Here is an 18,474-nt window from a genome sequence, read left to right on the forward strand (position 1 = left end):
GTCCTCCCGGCGGGTCCGCGGCCGAATTCCGGCCTTGCTAACCGGACAGCTGTCCGTTACGTTTTCTCATGAACGGACAGTCGTCCGGTTGCCTCCACCTTAGCGTCGGACCCCGGCGCTGCGACCGGACGGACTGCCACGGCCACGCACTCCGTTTCCCGCGCCGCGCCCTTCCGGCGCCGCCGGCCCCTGCCACGTACAGCGCCACCCCACACACAGCCGGCGCCATCTCCTGCACAGCGCCTTACCTTTCACCAGACACAGAAGAAGGCTGATCATGGCCCCAGCCCCGCTGTCGCCGTCCAGTGACATCACCCTGCACGTCAACGGCGAGAAGTACCCGCTGTCCGTCGACCACCGCACCACCCTGCTCGACGCGCTGCGCGAGCGGCTCGATCTGACCGGCACCAAGAAGGGCTGTGACCAGGGGCAGTGCGGTGCCTGCACCGTCCTGCTCGACGGCCGCCGCGCCGTCGCCTGCCTGCAACTGGCGGTGGCCGCCGACGGCCGCGAGATCACCACCATCGAGGGCCTGGCCGACCAGGAGCGGCTGCACCCGGTGCAGCAGGCCTTCCTCGACGCCGACGGCTACCAGTGCGGCTACTGCACGCCCGGCCAGATCTGCTCGGCCGTCGCCGTCCTGCGCGAGCACGCGGCGGGCTGGCCCAGCGCCGCCACCGACGACGTGCGCCCCGAGGCCGGGCCGCCGCCGCTGACCGCGGAGGAGATCCGCGAGCGGATGAGCGGCAACCTGTGCCGTTGCGGCGCATACGTGTCCATCGTCCAGGCGGTGGCACGCGCCGCCGAGTCCGAGGAGGCCGCCGTATGAGGGAGTTCGGATACCAGCGCGCCACCGACGTCCCCGGTGCCGTCGCCCTCCTCGACGCCGACCCGGCCGCCCGGTTCCTCGGTGGCGGCACCAATCTCGTCGACCTGATGAAGACCGGCGTCGAACGGCCCGCCCGGCTCGTCGACGTCCGCGAACTGCCCCTCGACGGCATCGAACCCACGCCCGAGGGCGGCCTGCGCATCGGAGCCACCGCCACCAACAGCGACCTCGCCGCCCACCCCGCCGTCCGCCGCCGCTACCCGGTGCTGGCCCAGGCCGTGCTGGCCGGCGCCTCCGGACAGCTGCGCAACATGGCCACCGTCGGCGGCAATCTGCTCCAGCGCACCCGCTGCGGCTACTTCACCGATCCGACCCGACCCTGCAACAAGCGAGATCCCGGCAGCGGTTGCCCCGCGATCGAGGGCGAGCACCACAACCACGCGATCCTCGGGGCCTCCGAGCACTGCGTGGCGGTGCACCCCTCCGACATGGGCGTGGCGCTCACCGCCCTGGACGCGGTCGTCACCTACGAAACGGCCGACGGGCCGGGAGCATTGCCGCTCGGGGACCTCTACCTCCCCGTCGGCGACACCCCGCACCGTGAGACCGCGCTGCCGCCCGGTGCGCTGATCACCGGGGTCACCCTTCCGCCCGCCCCGGCCGCCGCCCGCTCCCGCTACCGCAAGGTGCGCGAGCGCGCCTCGTACGCCTTCGCCATCGGCTCGGTCGCCGCCGCGCTCGACGTACGGGACGGCACCGTGCGCGAGGTCCGGCTGGCCCTCGGCGCGGTCGCCTCCCACCCGTGGCGGGCCCGCGCCGCCGAACGGGCCCTGACCGGCGCCCCGGCCGACGCCACCGCCTTCGCCGCCGCCGCGGACACCGAGCTCGCCGCGGCCACGCCCCTGCCCGGCAACGCGTACAAGGTGACCCTCCTGCGCAACCTCGTCGTGGCCGTGCTCACCGAACTCGCCGTGGAGGCCGCCCGATGACCACCTCCACCACCGCCACCGCCACCGCCGGCGTCACCACCGCCCAGGGCGCCGTCGGCACCGCGCACACCCGCGTGGAGGGCCGCGACAAGGTCACCGGAGCCGCCCGCTACGCCGCGGAGCTGCCGTTCCCCGGTCTCGTGCACGGCTGGCTGGTCACGTCCAGCGTGACCCGGGGCCGCATCCGCGCCATCGACAGCGAGCCCGTCCTGGCGCTGCCCGGCGTGCTCGCCGTCCTGCACCACGGCAACGCCCCGCGCCTGAACACCGACTACGTCGGCATGCTGGGCGCCCCCGACCCGACCGCCGCCGTCCTCCAGGACGACCGGGTGCCGCACGCGGCCTGGCCCGTCGCACTCGTCGTGGCCGAGACACCGGAACAGGCCCGGGAAGCCGCCGAGACCCTCGCCGTGACGTACGACGAGGAACCGCACGACGTCGACTTCACCGCCGACCGCCCCGCGGCGTACCCGGCCGAGGGCCAGATGCCGGCCGTCACCGAGAAGGGCGACCTCACCGCCGAACTCGCCGCCTGCGCCGTCGTCCTGGACGCGGAGTACACCACTCCCGAAGAGCAGCACGCCATGATGGAGCCGCACGCGGCGACCGCCCGCTGGGAGGACGGCCGGCTCGACGTCGTCGACTCCAACCAGGGTGCCACCTGGATCCAGGGCGAGCTGGCGAACCTCTTCTCGCTCGACCCCTCGGCGGTGCGGGTGCGCTCCGAGCACGTCGGCGGCGGCTTCGGCAGCAAGGGCATCCGCGCCCACCAGGTCGCCGCCGCGATGGCCGCGAGCGTCCTGGACCGCCCGGTGCGCGTCGTCCTGACCCGCCGGCAGATGTTCTCCCTCACCGGGCACCGCAGCCCCACCGTCCAGCGGATCAGGCTCGGTGCCGACACCGACGGACGGCTGCGCGCACTGGACCACCACTCGGTGAACCGGACCTCCGCCGTCTACGAGTTCGTGGAGCCCGCCACGCTGCCCTCCCGGGTGATGTACGACGCCCACGCCCACCGCACCGCCCACGAGGTGGTCCGCCTCGACGTGCCCTCCCCGACCTGGATGCGCGCGCCGGGCGAGGCGCCGGGCTCCTTCGCACTGGAGTCGGCGCTCGACGAACTCGCCGAGAAGCTCGGCCTCGATCCCGTCGAACTGCGGCTGCGCAACGAGCCCGACCACGGGCCGGTGTCCGGGCTGCCGTTCAGCGGGCGCAACCTGGACGCGTGCTTCCGCGAGGGCGCCCGCCGGTTCGGCTGGGACCGCCGTGACCCGCGCCCCGGCGTCCGCAGGGAGGGCCGCTGGCTGCTCGGCACCGGCACCGCCGCCGCGTCGTTCCCGTCCGGCGCAGGCCCCTCCACGGCGGCGGTGACGGCGGAGCCCGACGGCACCTTCACCGTGCGGATCGCCGCCGCCGACATCGGCACCGGCGCCCGTACCGCCCTCACCCTGGTCGCCGCCGACGCCCTCCGGGTGGCCCCCGACCGGGTCCGGGTCCGGATCGGCGACAGCGCCTTCGGACCGGCGATGATCGCCGGCGGCTCCACCGGAACCCGCTCCTGGGCATGGGCGGTCACGGCCGCCGCCGGGGAACTGCGCGAGCGCCTCGCCCTGGGCGCGGGCGCCCTGCCGCCGGAGGGCATCACCGTGCGCTCCGACACCACCGAGGCCATCGCCGCCCTCGAAGCGCGCGAACGGTACTCCTTCGGCGCGCAGTTCGCCGAGGTCGCCGTCGACCCTGGCACCGGCGAGGTGCGGGTGCGCCGCATGCTCGGCATCTTCGCGGCCGGCCGCATCGTCAACCCGCTCACCGCGCGCGGGCAGTTCATCGGCGGCATGACCTGGGGCCTGTCCATGGCCCTGCACGAGGAGACGGTGCGCGACCGGATCACCGGCGGCCACTACGGCGCCGATCTCGCCGGCTACCACATCGCCGCGCACGCAGACGTGCCGCACATCGAGGCGGACTGGGTGGACGACCCCTACCCGGACGACCCGGTCGGCATCAAGGGCATCGGCGAGATCGGCATCGTCGGTGCCGCCGCGGCCATCGCCAACGCCGTCTGGCACGCCACCGGCCGCCGCCACCGCCGGCTGCCGATCCGGCCCGACCGCGTCCTCGCCGCAGGGGGCCCGGATGCTTGACATCGCGGGCGAACTGCACGAATGGCTGGAGCAGGGCCGGGAGTTCGCGGTCGCCACCGTCGTCTCCGTCGACGGCAGCGCACCCCGCGGCCCGGGCGCCGCCCTGGCGGTCGACGCGGACGGCACGGCGATCGGCTCCGTCTCCGGAGGCTGCGTGGAAGGCGCGGTCCACGAGCTGTGCACCCGGGTCCTCGCCGACGGGACGGCCGTCCGGCAGCGGTACGGGTACAGCGACGACGACGCCTTCGCGGTCGGGCTGACCTGCGGCGGGGTCATCGATGTGCTGGTGGCGCCGGTGCGTGCCGACGAGGCAGGCCGGGCCGTGCTCGGGGCGGCGGCGCGGGCCGCCGCCGGGCGCGAGCCCGCCGCCCTCGCCCGGGTCGTGCGAGGCCCCGTGGAGCTTCTCGGGCATGCGCTGCTGGTGCGCCCGGACGGCACCTCCCAGGGCGGGCTAGGCGGCTCCGCCGCCCTGGACCGTACGGCGGCGGCCGAGGCCCGCGCCCTGCTGGACACCGGCCGTACCGGCGTCGTGGACATCGCCGAGGACGGCTCGCACTGTCCAGGCGGCCTCACCCTGCTGGTCGAGACGAGCGCGCCGCCGCCCCGCATGATCGTCTTCGGTGCGATCGACTTCGCCGCGGCACTGGTGCGCACCGCCCGCTTCCTCGGCTACCACGTCACCGTGTGCGACGCCCGGCCGGTCTTCGCCACCCGGGCCCGCTTCCCCGACGCCGACGAGGTCGTCGTCGACTGGCCGCACCGCTATCTGCAGCGCACCGCCACCGACGCCCGGACGGTGCTGTGCGTCCTCACCCACGACGCCAAGTTCGACATACCGCTGCTGACGGAGGCGCTGCGGCTGCCGGTGGCGTACGTCGGGGCGATGGGCTCGCGCCGCACCCACGCCGACCGCGAGGGCCGGCTGCGCGCCGCGGGCCTCGGCGAGCGGGAGCTGGCCCGGCTGCGTTCTCCGATCGGCCTGGACCTGGGCGCCCGGACCCCCGAGGAGACCGCCCTGTCCATCGCGGCGGAGATCGTCGCCGCCCGGCGCGGCGGTACGGGCTTACCGCTGACCGGCACGGACGTGCCGATCCACCGGGATGCCGAGGAAGGCGCGGACGACGGGCGCGAGCCGGAGCACGGCGCCCCGGCCAGGGAGCGCCTCGTCCGGTCCCCGGCCGCGGGGGCTGCCGGTGCCGCGGGGACGGCCGCCTGACCGGCCCCTGCGCGGGTCCGGCGGTTACGGCGCGCCTGCCGCGGGCACCCGGGCGGGGACCGGCAGAAGGAGGCGCGTCGTGAGGCTCGACGATTTCCTGACCCGGGTCCGCGACCGCGGGGAGTACCACAGCCAGGAGGAGGCCGAGCAGGTCAGCGAGGCGGTCCTGTGGGTGCTGGCGTCCCGGATCGTCCCCGACGAGGCATCGGACCTCGCCTCGGAGCTGCCCGCCCCCCTGGACGACGTGCTGCGTCTGGAGCGCGGGACCCCCGAGTCGTTCGGCCGGGAGGAGTTCCTGCGCCGGGTGGCCCAGCAGACCGGGGCGAGGCCGCGGACCGCGGAGTGGGACGCCTGCGCGGTGCTGTCCACCGTCTCCGACTCGGTGCCGTCGGGGCGGCTGAGCCATCTGCTGGCCCAGCTGCCGCCGGGCTGGGCGGACCTGTTCGGCAGGCCGGAGGCGGAGGGCTGACCGCTGCGGCGGGCTGACCGCAGGTGCCGACCGCAGGTGCCGGCCGCACGTGGTGGGCGGCCCGCGGACCACGCAGAGGTCCCGGAGGCGGAGCGGGGTGCGAGGCAGTTCCCCGGGGCGGCGACCGAGCCGGAGGCGGCGGGCCCGCGCCGCAGGTGGGGTCCGGGGTCCGGGCCGGCGCGTCAGACCTCCGTCTCCAGCGCGCGCGTGACCGGCAGCAGCTCCCGGATGTCGGCGGGCAGCGCCCCCGCCACCTTGCTCATCTCCTCGGGGGAGACGAAGGCGTCCAGCACGTTCAGCACCACGGCCGAGCGCTGCAGCGCCTCCTCCTCACCGATCCCGGCCCGCCAGGCCACCCGTCCGGCGAACGCGGTGAGCCCGAACCGCTCGCCGGACACCGGCCGCTCCGACCCGTCGGGCCCTGAGCGCGCGACCGCAGCGCTGCCCGTCAGCCAGGCCAGCTCGTGCGGCAGCTGGGCGACCAGATGCCGGGCCAGCCCCGCGGGAAGCCGCTCCACCAGGGTGCCGAGCACCGCCGACACCGCGCGCTCGGCCTCGTCCCGGCCGATCCCCTGGCTCTGCTCCCGGACCGTGTGGACCAGATCGCCGTACTTCATCCGTCCTCACTCCCTCCGGCCCGTCGGCCGCCCTACGGCGCCGGGTTTCCCACCGGGCTCCGGTGACACCGGGAGGAGGGTCAGGCCCGCTCCGCCCGCTCGGCGTGCAGCTTCTTCACCCGGGCCGTCTCCTTGCGGACGTCGGCCTGGACGGCGCGCTCGCGCTCCAGCCACTCGGGCCGATCCTGCTTCAGGGCCTCGATCTGCTCGGTGGTGAGCGCCTCGGTCACGCCGCCGCGCCGCAGCCCGGCGATGGAGACGCCCAGTCTGGCGGCGACCACCGGGCGGGGGTGCGGACCGTCCCGGCGCAGGTCCCGCAGCCAGGCGGGAGGGTCGGCCTGGAGCGCGTTCAGTTCGGCGCGCGAGACGACGCCCTCCCGGAACTCGGCGGGGGTGGCCTCGAGGTACACACCCAGCTTCTTCGCCGCGGTCGCGGGCTTCATGGTCTGGGTGCTCTGGTGCGACGTCATGGCGTCCAGGGTATCGAGCATGTGCGCGGCCCCCGACCACGCCGGTCTCCCGCCCGACCACGCCGGTCTCCCGGCCCCAGCAAGCTGGTCTCCCGGCCCGAGCAAGCTGGTCTCCAGGCCCGAGCAAGCTGGTCACCCGGCCCGAGCAAGCTGGTCTCCCGCCCGAGCAAGCCGGTCTCGCGGCCCCGACCACGCCCGGTAACCTGGCCGGGTGACAGGCTCGGAAGAATCCCCCGCGTTCCGGCTCGCCTACGTCCCGGGGGTGATGCCCGACAAATGGGTGCGCATCTGGCGCGAGCGGCTGCCGGACGTCCCGCTGTCGCTGGCCCTGATCACCGCCGCCCGGGCGGGCGAGGTGCTGCTCGGCCGCGAGGCCGACGCGGGCCTGGTGCGGCTGCCGGTCGACCGGACGCTCCTCAGCGCCATCCCTCTCTACACCGAGACGACCGTGGTGGTGGTCCCCAAGGACCATCTGGTCACGGCGGCCGACGAGGTGTCCCTGGAGGACCTGGCCGACGACATCGTGCTGCACCCACTCGACGACGTTCTCGGCTGGGAGCGGCTGCCGGGCCGCCCTGCCCTCGAGCGTCCCGCGACCACCGCGGACGCCGTGGAACTGGTGGCGGCCGGCATCGGCGTCCTCGTCGTCCCGCTCTCCCTGGCCCGGCTGCACCACCGCAAGGACCTCGCCCACCGGCCCGTCGCCGACGCACCGCAGTCCGGCGTGGCACTGTCCTGGCCGCAGGACGCACACACCGACCTGGTCGAGGAGTTCATCGGCATCGTCCGCGGCCGGACCGTCAACAGCACCCGGGGGCGCAGACCGGCCGCCCAGCAGCAGGACGCCGAGCCCGGCGGGACACGCCGTACGCCCGCCGCGCGCACGCAGTCCGGACAGCAGCCCGCCGGAAGGCCGGGCAGGTCGGGCGGGCGGGCCGGGGGCAGGACGTCCGCCGGGGGTGCCCGGCGCGGCTCCGGGCCCGGCGGCACCAGGGGCGGCGGCCGGCGGGGCCGGCCGCGCCGGGGTTCCTGACGCCTGCGGAAGGCCGCCCCGCCGAAGGTCGTTCCGGGCGGCTGCGCGAGCCCGCCCCGCCAGGGCGCCGTCAGCCGGCCGACGGGGTGGGTGTCGGCGAGGTGGTGTTCACCTCCAGCCCCGGCGGTTCGGTCAGGGCGGTCACCGGCTCACCGGGCCGCGGCGGCGGCGGGGTGAGCTGCACGTCGGGCAGGTCCGGCGGGGCGGTCTGCTGGAAGTTGACCTGGTCGAAGTTGACCAGGCCGGTCTTCTCCAGCACCGTGATGTGATCGAGCACGGTGTCGTTGGCCTGGTCGGCCAGCTGACGTACCAGCGAGTTCTTGGTGTTGGCCCGGATGTTGGCGATGGCCGGGAAGATCTGGCCGTGCGTGATCCGCATGATGTTGACCGCGGTGGTGTCGAACTGCCTTCCCGTGGTCCCGTCCACGGTCGACACGAACTGCTGCTGCTGCGGAGAGGCCTGGTTGGGCAGCGTGATGCCCAAGTCGGGCGCGATCTTGCGGCAGGTGGCGTCGAGCCGCGCGTGCCCCACGACCAGATGCTCGCCGGCCTCCTTCATCTCCGGCGTCGTGCCCCGTTCGATCGCCATCAGCCCCAGCGGGTACTCCCACAGTCCGGCCGCCCGGACCTTGACCACGAAGTCGCGGTCGGCCTCGGTGAGCGGTCCGAACCGCGTGTTGGCGACCACGCGGTCCTTGCCGCCCGCGGTGTTCTGCACCCCGAGTACCGCGGGGTAGGCGAGCGCGCTGAGGGTGAGGACCAGGGCACCGCCGACGAAGCCGGCTCCTGCCGTGGTGCGCGTGATGCGCATCGGGCCTCCTGGGACGAAGACAGGCTCGGACACCAGGAGATACGGATCAGCGGGGCGATCCGATCACCGTCGCGGGTAAAACCTCCCCACGCCCACGGACCGTCACTCGGCGGCGGCCCGCCCGATCGACTCCACCAGCGGCAGCAGCCGCGGCGCGACGCGCTCGCGCAGCGCCACCTCGGTACGGGTGCGGACCACACCGGGCAGGCTGATCAGCTTCTGGATCACGTCCTCCAGATGGGCGTTGTCCCGCGCGACCACCCGGGTCACCAGATCTCCGCCGCCGGTGATGGAGAAGGCCTCGACGATCTCGGGCACCCCGGCAAGCGCGTCCCCCACGTCGTCCAGATGCCCCTGGGTGACCTCGATGTGGACGAAGGCCAGCACCGGGTGGCCGAGCGCGGCGGGGGAGAGGCTGGGGGCCGTCCCGGTGATCACACCGTCCCGCTCCAGCCGGTCGAGACGCGCCTGCACCGTGCCTCGGGCCACCCCGAGAATGCGGGCGTACTCGCGCACGCTGGTGCGCGGCTGCTCCAGCAGCAGCCGAAGGATACGGGTGTCCAGTTCGTCCACGGCCATGTGGTCCCTGCCTCCTGTCCACCGTTGGGCCGATGGCCCGCCCGTGGACCGTCCACGCGCCTGTCCACTGTACCAATGGCCTATCGCTGGAAGCGGCTCTTGAGCCAGTGGCGGCAGAGATGCTGATATAGAGGCGTCGATGGCGCTGCGGATCCCGCGGCGCCTTTTTCATGCCGACGTGATCTCCGAAGTCCGAGGGGGCGGTACGCAGTGCTGAAGAGGGTGTTCGTGGCTCCGGACCCGGGGCGGGCGCGGCTGCGCTTCGCCACCCGGGCCGTGCTCGGCATCGGGCTGGCCGTGGTCGTCTGCGGCCTGGCCGGACACTCGCTCGCCGGTGCCGTCACCGGCGGGCTCGCCGCGCTGCTCGCCCTGTTCACCGTCACCGACGCCACCGTGCGCGGCCAGGCGGTCACCACCGCGCTGCTGCCGGCCGTCGGCCTGCCCGTGCTCGCCGCCGCGGCCGCCCTGCACGACCAGCCGGTCGCCCGCGACCTGACCTTCCTCGCCATCGTCGGCGCGGGCGTGTACGCCCGCCGCTGGGGTCCGCGCGGGCACAGCCTCGGTGTGTTCGCGTTCATGACCTTCTTCGTGGCGCAGTTCCTGCACGCCACCACCGGCCAGCTCCCCGAGCTGTACGTGGCCGTGCTGCTCTCCGTGGCCACCGCCGCGGCGGTGCGCTTCGGCGTGTGGTGCTACGAGCGCCGGATCCCGCCGGCCGCAGCCCCCGCCCCGCCGGCCGGCACCGGCCTGGCCCGTATCACCACCCGCCAGGCGATCCAGGCCACGGCCGGCGCGGGCTTCGCCCTCGTCGTGGGCCAGCTGGTGTCCGGACAGCGCTGGTACTGGGCGGTCGGCGCCACCTGGTGGATCTTCGTCAACACCACTTCGCGTGGCGAGACCCTGGTGCGCGGCTTCCGCAGGGTCCTCGGAACGGTGGTCGGTATCGGGCTCGGCCTGGTCGTCGCCGTCCCGGTGGCCGGCTCGGCCGTGCCCACCGCGGTCCTCGCGGCGGTCTGTGTCTTCGGCATCTTCTACACGGCCGCCGTGTCGTACTCCTGGATGATGCTCTGCGTCACCCTGCTCGCCTCGCTGCTCTACGGGCTCCTGGGCGTGCTCAGCCCCGGTCTGCTCGCCCTGCGGCTGGCCGAGACCGGTGTGGGCGCGCTCGGTGCCGCGCTCGCGGTACTGCTGCTCCTGCCGGTCACCACGCACGCCGTCAACGACGGCTGGATCCAGCGGGCGCTGCGCTGCGTCCACGCGTGCACGGCGGAGGCCGCCGCCCGTCTCGCGGGCGCCGAGGGCGCGGACCCGGCACCCCGGGTGGCCGAACTGGAGCAGCTGCTCGGCCGGGTGCGGCTCGCGGTCGCACCGCTGGTGCACCCGCTGAACCCGATGCTCGGCCGCAAGCGGCGGGCCCGCCGGGTGCTCGCGCTGCTCGACGACTGCGCCCGGGAGATCCGTGGACTGGTCGCCGTGGCCGCCGACCCCGAGGCCTCGCACGACGCCCGGCTGGCCGCGGCCTGCTGGCGGGTCGAGGCCGCGGTCGAGGCGCTCACGGACGGCCGGGACCTCCCCGCGCACGACGAACGGCCGCAGGCGGGCGAGCCCGCCCTGGCCCATCTGCACGGCGTGGAGCGCGCCCTGGCCGAACTCGCCGCGCCCCTGCGCGCCCCCTCGCGGTCGCCCCTGGTCGGCGCCTGAGCCGACACGACGCCCGCCCCTCGGGCAGTCTGGTCTAGACCTTACATGATCAACTGCTAGCGTCACCCCGGACGGACCAGGACGAGAGGGGACAGCGGTGGCAGCGGGCGGCGGGCGGCAGCGGCGGGCGTTCATCGGGTCGTTCACGGCGGCCGGCGGCCCCGGCATCGTGTGGGCCGCGGTCGCCCCGGACAGCGGCGCGCTGACCGTACTGGGCAGCCTGGACGGCGTCCCCGACCCCTCCTATCTGGCCCTGGCGCCCGACGGCGGCACCCTCTACGCCGTCAGCGAGACCGACGACGGGGCGGCGGCCGCGTACCGTGTCCACGGCGAGACGCCCGAGCAGGCCGGCCCGCGGGTGTCCGTCGGCGGCAAGGGGCCCACGCACCTGAGTCTGTTCGCCGGGCACCTGCTGACCGCCAACTACGGATCCGGCAGCGTCACCGCCCTGCCGGTCCGCCCGGACGGCACGCTCGCCGAGGCGCCGTCCGGCGCCCTGCGGCACACCGGCTCCGGCCCGCATCCGGCACGGCAGCAGAGCCCGCACGCCCACCAGGTGCAGCCCGACCCGAGCGGGCGGTGGGCGCTCTGCGTGGACCTGGGCACCGACTCGGTGCGGGTCTGTACCCTCACCGACGCCGCCCTGTCAGTGCACCGGGAGATCGCGCTGCGCCCCGGCTCCGGCCCCCGTCACCTGGCCTTCCACCCGAGCGGCTCGCTCGCGTACGTCGTCAACGAGCTCGCGCCGACGGTCACCGTCTGCCGCTGGGACGCGACCGCCGGCTCGCTGCGTCCGCTCACCGAGACGGCGGTGCTGCCGGGCGCCCCGGCCGGGGACGCGTATCCCTCCGGCATCGTCGCCTCGCCCGACGGGCGGTTCGTGTGGACCGCGACCCGCGGCGAGGACGTGCTCTCGGTGCTCGCCGTGGAGGGAGAGGGGCTGCGGCTGACCGGGACCGTGCCCTGCGGCGGCCACTGGCCCAGGGCGCTCGCGGAGTCGCACGGCGTGCTGTACGCGGCGAACGAGCGCTCCGGGGACGTGACCTGGTTCGCGGTCGACGACCGGACCGGAATGCCCCGGCCGGCCGGGGCCATCGACGTCCCGGCGGCCTCCTGCGTGGTCCTCGGCTGAGCCGCCGACCGTACCCGCCCGCGGCGTGCCGCCGCGCCCCTGGGGTACGGCGGCCCTGACACGGGGTGCATCGGCGGTCTGTCCGGGCGACCGTCCTGGTGCGCTGACGTGCGCCGGTCCGTCCTGTGCCGCCCGGCACGGCGTTGTGCGGACGGCAGCCGGCCGCACCGCGCCGCCCGGTGCGGCCACAGGCCGCAGGCCGGGGCCCAGCCGAGGCCCCGAACGCGACTCCGAACGGCTCTCCGACGGCCCGTCGAACCGGCCGTGCTCCGTACGCGAAGGGCCCGCTCCGCGTCCGGAGCGGGCCCTTGCAGTGGTACGCGGGCCGGGGGCGACGGGTCAGCGGACCTGCGCGCCCTGCGGCTGCTGCGGGGTGATGCCCAGCGCCGTCGTGTACTTGGCCAGCGCCAGCTTGCCCACGGCCGGATACGGGCCGAGCGCCTCGGCCGCCGAGCAGCCCGCCTCCTTGGCGGCCTCCTCCAGCAGGGCCGCGTCGATCTCGGGGCCGATCAGATACGGTGCGAGTGCCAGCTGCTGCGAGCCGGAGGAACGCAGCTGCTCGGCCACGGAGACGATCGAACCCTCCTGGTCCAGCGCCGCGGCCATCACCGGCACGGCCAGCCGCGCGGCCAGCAGCATGCCGGTGATCCCGGCGGCCTGCACGGCTTCCTCGCCGCCCACGGACGCCAGGATGATGCCGTCCGCTGCGGTCGCCACGGTGAACAGCCGGGCGCGGTCCGCGCGGGCCAGACCGGCCTCGGAGAGGCGCACGTGCAGCGCCTCCGCCAGCAGCGGGTGCGGGCCCAGCACATCGGTCAGCTCGGCGGCGACCCGGCTGTCCATCACGGCCTGACGGATCCGGCGCAGCAGGGCGCTGTCCGGGCCGGCCAGCAGCGGCACCACCACGGCGACCGGGCCCTCGGGCTCCCGGGCCTCGACACCGGCGGCGAGCGCCTGCTCGTAGCGGGCGGTGCGCTCCTGGGCGGTGTGCACGAGCACGGACTGCAGCGTCGGGAACTCCGTGTCGTCCCCGTCGAGGTACCCGATCAGCGCGTCGAGTCCCGGCAGCTCGGAGCGGGCGATGCTGACGACTTCCTCGGCGAGCCCCCGCGTGGCACCACTGGGCGTGCCCGGCACCGCGAGGACGAGCGCGGGCGCGCCCTCGGGAGCCACCGCGGGTTCGGGACGGCGGTGCCGTCCGGGCTGGCGGGGGCGCGGCATTCGTACTGGCAGGCCGGACGCGGGCCCAGTGGGGGAACTCATGGCGCCGCATGTTACTGGCTTTGTGTGCTCCCCTGTTCGGGGAGGGTGCAGGTGAGCGGTATCCGTCCGGTTTTGTCGGAAGAGTGATGTACGGATCGGCCGACATCGGCATGATTCCCCTCCCCGCGGGGGAGCGATCCGGTCACCCGCCGTCAGGCGTTCAGCAAGTCGTCACCGTCAGCATCCGGGCGTCGTCCGGGAGCGTGAGGGACCCGGTGGCCAGGTCGCCCGCGATCCGCACCGCGCCGTCCAGCGGCTCGCCCGTGGCCGGTACCGGACGGGCCTGCGGCAGCCGCCGCGCCAGCTCCTCCTCCAGCGGTACCGTGAGCGGCTCGCCGAGCCTCAGCAACCCGCCGGTGACGGCCACCCGGGGCGCGCCCCCGGCCGGGCACACCGCGGCGGCCGAGTCGGCCAGGTGCCGGGCGGCGGCGCGCAGAATGCCCGCGGCGACCGGGTCGCCGTCGGCTCCGGCGGCCACGTCGGGTGCGAAGGACGCGAGCACGGCGGGCCGGTCCGGCCGCGGATAGAGCCGGCCGGGCAGCTCCGCCACCGGACCGAACCGCTCCTCGGCGCGGGCCAGCAGCACGGCGGACCCGCCCTCCCTGCCGTCATGGGCGCGCAGTGCCGCCTCCAGGCCGGCCCGGCCGATCCATGCGCCGCCTCCGCAGTCGCCCAGCAGATGGCCCCAGCCGTCCGCCCGGCGCCACCGCGCCAGATCGGTGCCGACCGCGACCAGTCCGGTGCCCGCGGCGACCACGGCACCGGCCCGCGGCCCCAGGGCGCCGACGTAGGCGGTCACGGCGTCGGCGGCGAGCGCCACCGTCCGGGCGCCCAGCTCCCGGTCGAGCGCGCCCGGCAGCTCGGCGCGCAGGGCGTCGCCGAGAGTGGCCAGTCCGGCGGCTCCGACGACGACGGTGCCGATCCGCTCCAGCCCTGCCTCCGCCGACAGCGCCCGCGCCATCGGCAGCAGCTGCTCCAGCAGATGCTCCGGGTCGACACCCCGTGCCCCGGTGCGCACCGGCTCCCGCGACACTCGCCGTCCCAGCGGTCCGCGCTCCGCGGTGCCGACGGCCAGGCGCAGGCCGGAGCCGCCGGAGTCGACGGCCAGGAAGCCGTCCGTCACGGCAGACGCCAGTCGACCGGCTGCCCGCTCTGCCGCATCAGCAGGTCGTTGGCCCTGCTGAAGGGGCGGGAGCCGAAGAATCCGCGGTCGGCGGACATCGGGGAGGGATGGGCGGACTCCACCGCCGGGAGATCGCCGAGCAGTGGACGCAGGTTGCGGGCGTCGCGGCCCCACAGGATGGACACCAGCGGCTTGCCGCGCCCGGCCAGCGCCCGGATGGCCTGCTCCGTGACCTCCTCCCAGCCTTTGCCCCGGTGGGCGCCCGGACGGCGCGGAGCGGTGGTGAGCGCCCTGTTGAGCAGCAGCACCCCCTGCTGGGTCCACGGCGTCAGGTCCCCGCTGGCCGGCTGGGGCAGGCCCAGGTCGGTGCCGAGCTCGCGGTAGATGTTGAGGAGGCTGCCGGGCAGTGGGCGCACCTCCGGGGCGACCGAGAAGGACAGCCCCACCGCATGGCCCGGCGTCGGATACGGGTCCTGTCCCACGATCAGGACCCGTACCTCGTCGAAGGGCTGCTGGAAGGCCCTCAGGACATGCGGCCCGGACGGGAGGTAGGTACGGCCGGCGGCGATCTCCGCGCGCAGGAACTCGCCCATGGCGGTGATCCGCCCGGCGACCGGTTCCAGGGCCTTGGCCCAGCCTGATTCGACGATTTCGTGCAAGGGTCGTGGTGCCACGGCGTCACCCTACTGCCGTACGGGTGACGGCGATCAACCGGTGGCCAAGGCCGGGCCCCGGCCGACTCCCCCCGGTCCGGCTCATCCGACCACCGCGGCCCGCACACACAGCACGTCCGGCAGATGCGAGGCCAACTGCCGCCAGCTGTCACCCTCGTCGTCCGAGGCGAACAGCTCTCCGTTGCGATTGCCGAAGTACACGCCTGCGCGGTCCTCGTCGTCCGTGCACAGCGCGTCGCGCAGGACCGTCCCGTAGTGGTCCTCCCGGGGCAGGCCCGCCGAGAGGGGCTCCCAGCTCCGGCCCGCGTCCGCGGTCCGGAAGACCCGGCACCGCCGGTCGGCCGGTACCCGGTCGGAGTCGGCGTTGATCGGGAACACATACGCCGTGTCGCCCCGGTGCGGATGGGCCGCCGCGGCGAATCCGAACGTGGACGGCAGGCCCTCGCCGATGTCGGTCCAGTGCGCGCCGGCGTCGTCGCTGCGGTAGACGCCCCAGTGGTTCTGCAGATACAGCCGGTCGGGGTCGGCCGCGTCCCTGGCCACCTTGTGCACGCACTGGCCGAACTCGGGGTCGGGGTCCGGCAGGAACACCGCGGAGACACCGGAGTTGGAGGGCGCCCAGCTCGCACCGCCGTCGGTGGTGCGGAACACGCCCGCGGTGGAGACGGCGACGGTCACGGCCCGTGGGTCGCGGGCGTCGGTGAGCACCGTGTGCAGCCCCTCGCCCCCGCCGCCGGGCATCCACTGCGACCGGGTCGGGTGCTCCCACAGCGGACGGACCAGCTCGAAGGTCTCCCCGCGGTCCTCCGAGCGGTACAGCGCGGCCGGTTCCGTGCCCGCGTAGACCACGTCGGGCTCCGCGGCGGCCGGGTGCAGCTGCCACACCCGCTCCAGCGAAGCCCCCGTGTCCTTGGGGAACTTGACGGCCGGCCGAGCCGGCTCGGTCCAACTGCGCCCCAGGTCGTCGGAGTGGAACACCGACGGGCCCCAGTGCGCACTGTCGCCGCCGGCCAGCAGCCGCGGGTTCGCCCCGCGTGTGTCGATCGCGACCGAGTACACGGCCTGCGCGTTGAAGTAGGGACTCTCGTCGAACTCCCAGGCGCCAGCCCGTCGGCGCCCGATGAACAGACCCTTGCGGGTGCCCACGGCGAGCAGTACCTCGGTCATGCCGATCACCTCCGCGGCGTCTTCGTCGACGCCTTCGTCCTGGACACCGGCCAGTCTGCACCCCGCCACTGACAATCACCTCCGGGCTGCCCGTCGCCCCAGGTCACCCAGGCCACGGCAGCATGCCGGCCGGACGGCCGACGTGGCGGGGAGGACCGGGCGGCGGCCGAGCGGGCCGGAGCCGGCGGGCGCGCGGCCGGCGACCCGTCCCCCCGGGCTCAGTCCTGCGCCGTCCGCGCCGCCGTCAGCAGGGACTCCCAGTCGGGCAGCTTGACCACCCCGCGCCCGAGGGCGGCGCCCAGCTCCGCCTCGGCGCGCTCGATGGCCCGCCAGCCCGACCACTCGACCGGCCGGAGCCCCTCGGCGCGCAGCGCCGGCAGCGGGTCGGCGGGCAGCTCCCGGCCGGCGAGTACCGCGGAGTCCTCCAGCACCGAGGCCACCGTCTCCTTCGCGCAGGGGCGGTTGGTGCCGATGACCCCCGTCGGGCCGCGCTTGATCCAGCCGGCGACGTACACTCCGGGGACGACGTCGCCGTCGCGCCGCACCCGCCCGGCCACATGCGGCACGGTGCCGCTCACGGCGTCGAACGGCAGCCCCTCCACCGGCACTCCGCGGTACCCCACCGACCGCAGCACCAGCTGCGCCTCGATCTCCTCGTACCGTCCGGTGCCCCGCACGCCGCCGGCGCCGTCCGGTGCCGTCCGCTCGAAGCGCACGGCGCCCACCCGCCCCGCCTCGGCCAGCAGTTCCACGGGGCGGAGGAAGAAGCGCAGGCCGATCCGGTGGGCGGCGTCCCCCGGGGGCCGGGCGGCCCAGCCGCGCAGCACCTCGACATTGCGGCGCCGCGGTCCCGGCAGCGCGGAGGGGTCCAGGTACGCGGGGTCCAGCGCCGCCTCCGCCGGATCCACCGTGACCCCGGTGTCCGGCAGGGTGCCCAGCTCGCGCAGCTCCTTGGTGGTGAACCGGGCCTGCGAGGGGCCGCGCCGGCCCACCATGCGGACGTCCCGCACCCGACCGTCGGCGAGCGCGGTGAGCGCCGCCTGCGGCATGTCGGTTCGGCTCAGCTCGGCCGGACCGCGGGCCAGCATCCGGGTGACGTCCACGGCGACGTTGCCCACCCCGATGACCACCGCCGAGCGGACGCCGTGCAGGAACCCGTCCTCCGTGGCGTCCGGATGCGCGCTGTACCAGGACACGAACTCGGTCGCGGACCAGCTGCCGGGCAGATCCTCGCCGGGGACGCCCAGCCGCCGGTCGGTGGCGGCGCCGACGCAGTACACGACCGCGTGGTACAGGTCGTGCAGCCGGTCGGCGGGCACGCCGCCCGCGCCGACCGGGATGCCGCCGAGGAACCGGACGCGTTCGTGCTCCAGTACCGTGCGCAGGGTGTTCTGCAGGGACTTGATCTTCTCGTGGTCCGGCGCCACCCCGTACCGCACCAGGCCGTACGGGCAGGGCAGCCGGTCCAGGACGTCGACCTGCACCGCGGCGTCCTGCTGCACGAGGCTCTGCGCGGTGTAGCACCCGCTCGGTCCCGAACCGACGACGGCGACACGCAGCACGGCGGGTCTCCCTTCCCAGGGTGCTTCCAGCATGGCACCGCGCACCGTCCGCTGACAGGGTGCGGTGCGCCGTACGGGACGCGTGTCCGTTCGTATGGAGTGTGATCATGAGGTTACGTTCCGTGTATGCTCGAAGCATCCTTCGCTGATCGTTCTCTTCAGCTTTCCGACCGCTGTCCGGGCGATGGTGAGACGACCGTGCGACACGCGTGGAACGTGCGGGCGAGCGGCGGCGTCACCTCGTGGTTCGAGGTCCGGCTGGCCTTCGCCGACGGGGCCCGGGTGGAGGCGCTCGCGGTGCTGTCCGCGCAGGGCGTGCGGATCGAGGACGTACGGGCCGAGCCGCCGCTGTCCCTCGACGACCTCGCGGTGCTCGGCGAATGGCTGGAGGGCCCGCTGGCCGAGGCCTGCCGACCGGTGTCCGGCGGAGCACCTCGCCCCACCGGGCGCCGGGCGAGGCCGGCCTGGCCGGGCGGCCGGGAGGGGCAGCGGCAGCTGGCGCAGACGTACCGCACCGCACACCGGCAGGGAGCCGACCCGGTGCTCGCGGTGATGTGCGCCACCGGGCACAGCCGCCGCCGGGCGCTCCGGCTGATCGGCCGGGCGCGGGACGAGGGCCTGCTGACACCGCGCCGCACGCGCCGCTGACCGGGCCCGGCCGGCCTCCGCACCCGCCCTGGCGGGGCCTCGGGCGG

18 protein-coding genes are annotated in these 18,474 nt (G+C 75.2%); 9 read left to right on the forward strand and 9 right to left on the reverse strand.

Going from position 1 to position 18,474, the window contains the following annotated elements:
- Window positions 1–277: 277 nt before the first annotated feature.
- The 5 genes from V5O46_RS11125 to V5O46_RS11145 all read left to right on the forward strand — a co-directional run bounded on the left by V5O46_RS11125 (window position 278) and on the right by V5O46_RS11145 (window position 5,647).
- A complete protein-coding gene (locus tag V5O46_RS11125; RefSeq protein WP_332884359.1) occupies window positions 278–829 on the forward strand; it encodes a (2Fe-2S)-binding protein in 552 nt (183 codons plus the stop codon).
- Complete coding sequence (locus tag V5O46_RS11130; RefSeq protein ID WP_332884360.1) at window positions 826–1,818, forward strand: FAD binding domain-containing protein; 993 nt, start codon at window positions 826–828, stop codon at window positions 1,816–1,818. Before V5O46_RS11125 ends, V5O46_RS11130 begins: the two co-directional genes overlap by 4 nt.
- Entirely contained in the window at window positions 1,815–3,962 is a 2,148-nt protein-coding gene (locus V5O46_RS11135) for a xanthine dehydrogenase family protein molybdopterin-binding subunit (RefSeq protein WP_332884361.1), read from the forward strand. The genes V5O46_RS11130 and V5O46_RS11135 overlap by 4 nt, the downstream gene beginning before the upstream one ends.
- Window positions 3,955–5,178, forward strand: coding sequence for an XdhC/CoxI family protein (locus tag V5O46_RS11140; protein WP_332884362.1), 1,224 nt, complete (start codon window positions 3,955–3,957; stop codon window positions 5,176–5,178). The genes V5O46_RS11135 and V5O46_RS11140 overlap by 8 nt, the downstream gene beginning before the upstream one ends.
- A gap of 79 nt (window positions 5,179–5,257) precedes the next feature.
- Window positions 5,258–5,647: a DUF2267 domain-containing protein gene (locus V5O46_RS11145; RefSeq protein ID WP_332884363.1), complete on the forward strand. Its 390-nt coding sequence runs from the start codon at window positions 5,258–5,260 to the stop codon at window positions 5,645–5,647.
- Window positions 5,648–5,829: 182 nt separating this feature from the next.
- On the opposite strand, the gene V5O46_RS11150 is transcribed toward V5O46_RS11145, so the two are convergent.
- Both V5O46_RS11150 and V5O46_RS11155 read right to left on the reverse strand, forming a co-directional pair.
- On the reverse strand, window positions 5,830–6,264 hold the full coding sequence (locus V5O46_RS11150) for a DUF2267 domain-containing protein (protein ID WP_332884364.1): 435 nt from the start codon (window positions 6,262–6,264) through the stop codon (window positions 5,830–5,832).
- Between the two features lie 80 nt (window positions 6,265–6,344).
- Window positions 6,345–6,734 carry a DUF5997 family protein gene (locus V5O46_RS11155; protein ID WP_332884365.1) on the reverse strand — a complete coding sequence of 130 codons (390 nt, stop codon included), beginning with the start codon at window positions 6,732–6,734 and terminating at the stop codon, window positions 6,345–6,347.
- A gap of 211 nt (window positions 6,735–6,945) precedes the next feature.
- On the opposite strand from V5O46_RS11155, the gene V5O46_RS11160 reads away from it, so the two are divergent.
- Window positions 6,946–7,767: a LysR family substrate-binding domain-containing protein gene (locus V5O46_RS11160; protein WP_332884366.1), complete on the forward strand. Its 822-nt coding sequence runs from the start codon at window positions 6,946–6,948 to the stop codon at window positions 7,765–7,767.
- Window positions 7,768–7,837: 70 nt separating this feature from the next.
- On the opposite strand, the gene V5O46_RS11165 is transcribed toward V5O46_RS11160, so the two are convergent.
- Together V5O46_RS11165 and V5O46_RS11170 are read right to left on the reverse strand one after the other, a co-directional pair.
- Window positions 7,838–8,578 (reverse strand): DUF4142 domain-containing protein, encoded by a 741-nt coding sequence (locus V5O46_RS11165; protein WP_332884367.1) that lies wholly within the window; start codon window positions 8,576–8,578, stop codon window positions 7,838–7,840.
- Between the two features lie 102 nt (window positions 8,579–8,680).
- The gene (locus V5O46_RS11170; RefSeq protein WP_332884368.1) at window positions 8,681–9,157 is read right to left on the reverse strand and encodes an Lrp/AsnC family transcriptional regulator; all 477 of its coding nucleotides are present in this window, start codon (window positions 9,155–9,157) and stop codon (window positions 8,681–8,683) included.
- A gap of 210 nt (window positions 9,158–9,367) precedes the next feature.
- Here V5O46_RS11170 and V5O46_RS11175 point away from each other — a divergent pair, with 210 nt between their 5' ends.
- On the forward strand, window positions 9,368–10,858 hold the full coding sequence (locus tag V5O46_RS11175; protein WP_332884369.1) for an FUSC family protein: 1,491 nt from the start codon (window positions 9,368–9,370) through the stop codon (window positions 10,856–10,858).
- A gap of 97 nt (window positions 10,859–10,955) precedes the next feature.
- Entirely contained in the window at window positions 10,956–11,990 is a 1,035-nt protein-coding gene (locus tag V5O46_RS11180; RefSeq protein WP_332884370.1) for a lactonase family protein, read from the forward strand.
- Between the two features lie 339 nt (window positions 11,991–12,329).
- On the opposite strand, the gene V5O46_RS11185 is transcribed toward V5O46_RS11180, so the two are convergent.
- The 5 genes from V5O46_RS11185 to V5O46_RS11205 all read right to left on the reverse strand — a co-directional run bounded on the left by V5O46_RS11185 (window position 12,330) and on the right by V5O46_RS11205 (window position 17,779).
- The gene (locus V5O46_RS11185; protein ID WP_332884371.1) at window positions 12,330–13,253 is read right to left on the reverse strand and encodes a sirohydrochlorin chelatase; all 924 of its coding nucleotides are present in this window, start codon (window positions 13,251–13,253) and stop codon (window positions 12,330–12,332) included.
- A gap of 160 nt (window positions 13,254–13,413) precedes the next feature.
- Window positions 13,414–14,376, reverse strand: coding sequence for an N-acetylglucosamine kinase (locus V5O46_RS11190; protein WP_332884372.1), 963 nt, complete (start codon window positions 14,374–14,376; stop codon window positions 13,414–13,416).
- A complete protein-coding gene (locus V5O46_RS11195; protein ID WP_332884373.1) occupies window positions 14,373–15,050 on the reverse strand; it encodes a uracil-DNA glycosylase in 678 nt (225 codons plus the stop codon). Before V5O46_RS11195 ends, V5O46_RS11190 begins: the two co-directional genes overlap by 4 nt.
- An 81-nt stretch (window positions 15,051–15,131) precedes the next feature.
- Window positions 15,132–16,286, reverse strand: a complete 1,155-nt coding sequence (locus V5O46_RS11200) for a WD40/YVTN/BNR-like repeat-containing protein (RefSeq protein WP_332884374.1) — start codon at window positions 16,284–16,286, stop codon at window positions 15,132–15,134.
- A gap of 149 nt (window positions 16,287–16,435) precedes the next feature.
- Window positions 16,436–17,779 (reverse strand): FAD-dependent oxidoreductase, encoded by a 1,344-nt coding sequence (locus V5O46_RS11205; protein ID WP_332884375.1) that lies wholly within the window; start codon window positions 17,777–17,779, stop codon window positions 16,436–16,438.
- A 198-nt stretch (window positions 17,780–17,977) separates the two neighbouring features.
- On the opposite strand from V5O46_RS11205, the gene V5O46_RS11210 reads away from it, so the two are divergent.
- A complete protein-coding gene (locus V5O46_RS11210) occupies window positions 17,978–18,427 on the forward strand; it encodes a DUF6214 family protein (RefSeq protein ID WP_332884376.1) in 450 nt (149 codons plus the stop codon).
- The last annotated feature ends 47 nt before the right edge of the window (window positions 18,428–18,474 follow it).

It is taken from the genome of Streptomyces poriticola, from assembly GCF_036689765.1.
In the GTDB taxonomy this organism is placed as follows: domain Bacteria; phylum Actinomycetota; class Actinomycetes; order Streptomycetales; family Streptomycetaceae; genus Streptomyces; species Streptomyces poriticola.

Excerpts from the sequence above, each read along its gene's own strand:
- V5O46_RS11125 (WP_332884359.1), top strand. The coding sequence starts at position 278 with ATGGCCCCAGCCCCGCTGTCGCCGTCCAGTGACATCACCCTGCACGTC.
- V5O46_RS11130 (WP_332884360.1), top strand. The coding sequence starts at position 826 with ATGAGGGAGTTCGGATACCAGCGCGCCACCGACGTCCCCGGTGCCGTC.
- V5O46_RS11135 (WP_332884361.1), top strand. The coding sequence starts at position 1,815 with ATGACCACCTCCACCACCGCCACCGCCACCGCCGGCGTCACCACCGCC.
- V5O46_RS11140 (WP_332884362.1), top strand. The coding sequence starts at position 3,955 with ATGCTTGACATCGCGGGCGAACTGCACGAATGGCTGGAGCAGGGCCGG.
- V5O46_RS11150 (WP_332884364.1), bottom strand. The coding sequence starts at position 6,264 with ATGAAGTACGGCGATCTGGTCCACACGGTCCGGGAGCAGAGCCAGGGG.
- V5O46_RS11155 (WP_332884365.1), bottom strand. The coding sequence starts at position 6,734 with ATGACGTCGCACCAGAGCACCCAGACCATGAAGCCCGCGACCGCGGCG.
- V5O46_RS11165 (WP_332884367.1), bottom strand. The coding sequence starts at position 8,578 with ATGCGCATCACGCGCACCACGGCAGGAGCCGGCTTCGTCGGCGGTGCC.
- V5O46_RS11170 (WP_332884368.1), bottom strand. The coding sequence starts at position 9,157 with ATGGCCGTGGACGAACTGGACACCCGTATCCTTCGGCTGCTGCTGGAG.
- V5O46_RS11185 (WP_332884371.1), bottom strand. The coding sequence starts at position 13,253 with ATGAGTTCCCCCACTGGGCCCGCGTCCGGCCTGCCAGTACGAATGCCG.